The following is a 2,876-nucleotide window of genomic DNA, read 5'->3' as shown; positions in this document are numbered from 1 at the left end:
GAACTGGGTCGTCGATGCCGGCGCGCAGGCGATCACGGACGCCATCTCCTCGGACACCAGGCCGGATGTGCTGATCATCCACGCGCCGGACCTCAACTCCTATTCCAAGCTGATGAAGAAGGCACAGGCCGCCGGCACCTATGTCATCCTGGTCGACAATCCCGCCAACTTCCCGGCCGACGCCTTTATCGGCAGTGATTGGGACCGGCTTGGCCAGCTCGAGGCCGAAGCGGCGATCAAGGGCTGCGGCCCGAACTCGTCGAAGAAGATCGGCCTTGTGCAGGGTGACCAGGCGAACTCCTCCAGCCTCTATCAGTATGCCGGCATCATGAAGGTGCTGGACAAGAATCCCGACTTCAAGGTGGTGGCCAAGCCCGATTCCAACTGGGATGCGACGACCTCGCGCAACGTGACGACGACGATGCTGCAGCAGAACCCGGATATCTGCTCGATCATCGATTTCTGGGATGGCGACGCCACCGGCGCGTCCGCCGCGATCCGCGATGCCAAACTCGACGGCAAGGTGTTCCTGGTCACCACCGGCGGCGGCGAGAAGGCGGCCGATTGCGACAAGCTGGTCGACGGCACCTATGGCGCTGTGGTGATGACCGATCTTGCTCGCCAGTCGGGCGACATGAACGCCATCATCAAGTTCCTGCTGCAGAGCGGCCAGCCGGCCGGCACCTCGCACACCTACATCTACACGCTGGAGAAGGCGACGACCAAGGCCGACCTCAAGCCCGACAGCTGCTGGGACCTGAAGGCGCTGCAGGCACAAGCGGCGGCGGCAAAGTAAGCCGCACCTTTTCGACTGAAGTACAAGCGAGGTGACCGGAAGGATCCGGTCACCTCGTCCCCTCATGGAATAGCAGCAGCCGATGTCCTTTCGCGAACGCCTCCAGTCCTGGCGCTACAATCTCGTGCCCGACCATGTCGTCGGCGAGATACTGACCAAACGCTGGACCGACAACGCCATTCCGTTCCTGGCGCTGGTGGCGACATTGGCGACCTTCGGCTCGGTCATTCCCGGCTTCTTCAAGCTGACCGCTTTGCAGGAATCGACCCGCCAGCTCGGCGAGTTCTCGATGGTCGTCACCGGCATGACGGTGGTGATGCTGGGTGGCGGCATCGATCTGTCGGTCGGCTCGATCTTCGCGCTGTCGTGCTTTTCCGCCGTCTATGTCTTCTTCATCCTCGAACAGTCGATCTGGCTGGCGCTGGCCGCATCGCTCGCCACCGGCCTCATCTTCGGCGCCATCAACGGCTACCTCGTCGGTTATCTCCGCTTGCGCGCCTTCCTCACCACGCTGGTGACCTTCATCTTCGGCCGGGCGCTGTTCGACATCCTGGTCACCACCTATGCCGCCGATGTGCAGCTCTCGACCGCGACATCGGATGTGCTCGACTTCATCGGCGACAGCACCTTCTGGGGGCTGTCCGTCTCGGTGTGGCTGGCGATCATCCTGGCCATCGTCACCCATATCGCGCTGACGCGTTCGCGGCCCGGCTGGCACGTGCTGGCGGTCGGCGGCTCGAGGCGCTCGGCGCATAATGCCGGCATCCGCGTGCGTCGCACCGTGTTCATGACTTATGTCTTTTCCGGCTTATGCGCCTCGATCGGCGGGTTCCTCATTGCTTGCCGGCTGAGCGGGGCAGGGCCGGGAACCGGCCTCAACCTCGAGATCATGGCGCTGACGGCGGCGGTGGTCGGCGGCGTCAGCCTCGGCGGTGGCCGAGGCTCGGTGATCAAGGGGCTGATGGGCGCCATCATCGTCTTGACCATGACCAATGGGCTGATCCGGCTGGGCTACGGCACCGGCACCAACCAGATGGTGCTCGGCATCATGTTGGCGGTGGCGGTGACCATCGACATCCGCTGGCTGAAGAACCGGCACAAGGTGCTGAATGAGGTCTATGTCGCGCCGGTCTATCTCAAGATGGGCGAGACACAGTCGGCCGCACTCGGCTCGGGCACGCCATACGAACTCGACAACAGGCTGTCGGCCGCAGAGCATATCGGGCTTGGCGAGCTGGAGGGGCCGGAAGACGTCATCCTCGACCGCGACGACAATCTCTATTGCGGCACGCGTCATGGCGAGATCGTCCGCTTCTTCGCGCCGGACTATGTCAGGTCGGAGGTGTTTGCCCACATCGGCGGTTTCCCGCTGGGGCTGGCCTTCGACAAATCAGGCAATCTGATCAGCTGCGTCGGCGCGATGGGGCTCTACTCCGTCTCGCCGGATCGTGAGGTCAAAAGACTGTCGGCCGAAACGTCGCGCTCGTTGACCTCGATCGTCGACGATGCACGGCTGCGTGACCCCAATGACTGCGACATCGCACCCGATGGGCGCATCTATTTCACCGACTCGACCAAGCGCTACGATGCGCATGACTGGGCGCTGGATTCGATCGAGAACCGCGCCACCGGCCGGCTGCTGGTCTACGACCCGAAGGACGGCTCGACGAAGACGTTGCTCGACGGCTATCGCTACACCAACGGTGTGTGCATGGCGCATGACGGCAAGTCGCTGTTCTTCGCCGAAAGCTGGGCCTGCCGCGTGCACCGCTATTGGCTGGAGGGGCCGAAGGCCGGCACCGCCGAATGCGTCATCCGCGACATGCCGGGCTATCCCGACAACATCAACCGCGCCTCCGACGGCAATTACTGGATGGCGTGGCTCGGCATGCGCACGCCGAGCTTCGACCTGTCGCTGCGCCATCCCGACATGCGCAAGCGCATGACGCGCCGGCTGCCGCAGGACGAATGGCTGTTCCCCAACATCAACACCGGCGGCGTGGTGAAATTCACAGAGAAGGGCGGCATCGTCGAGGCGATGGGCGACCTCACCGGCGGCGCGCACCCGATGGTCACCTCG

Annotated in this window: 2 protein-coding genes; both read left to right on the top strand. The window is 63.7% G+C overall.

Annotated elements, in window-relative coordinates:
• Positions 1 to 796 (top strand): sugar ABC transporter substrate-binding protein (locus EN925_RS30660; protein WP_164894491.1); only part of this gene is annotated, 796 nt, incomplete at its 5' end.
• 82 nt (positions 797 to 878) lie between these two features.
• Positions 879 to 2,876: SMP-30/gluconolactonase/LRE family protein (locus EN925_RS30655; protein WP_128337161.1), on the top strand; the 1,998-nt coding region annotated here is incomplete at its 3' end.

The sequence above is a fragment of the Mesorhizobium sp. M7A.F.Ca.US.006.04.2.1 genome (genome assembly GCF_004022915.1).
Classification (GTDB): domain Bacteria; phylum Pseudomonadota; class Alphaproteobacteria; order Rhizobiales; family Rhizobiaceae; genus Mesorhizobium; species Mesorhizobium ciceri.
Note: the sequence above shows the minus strand (reverse complement) of the source record. Positions and strands in the feature narration are given on the sequence as shown.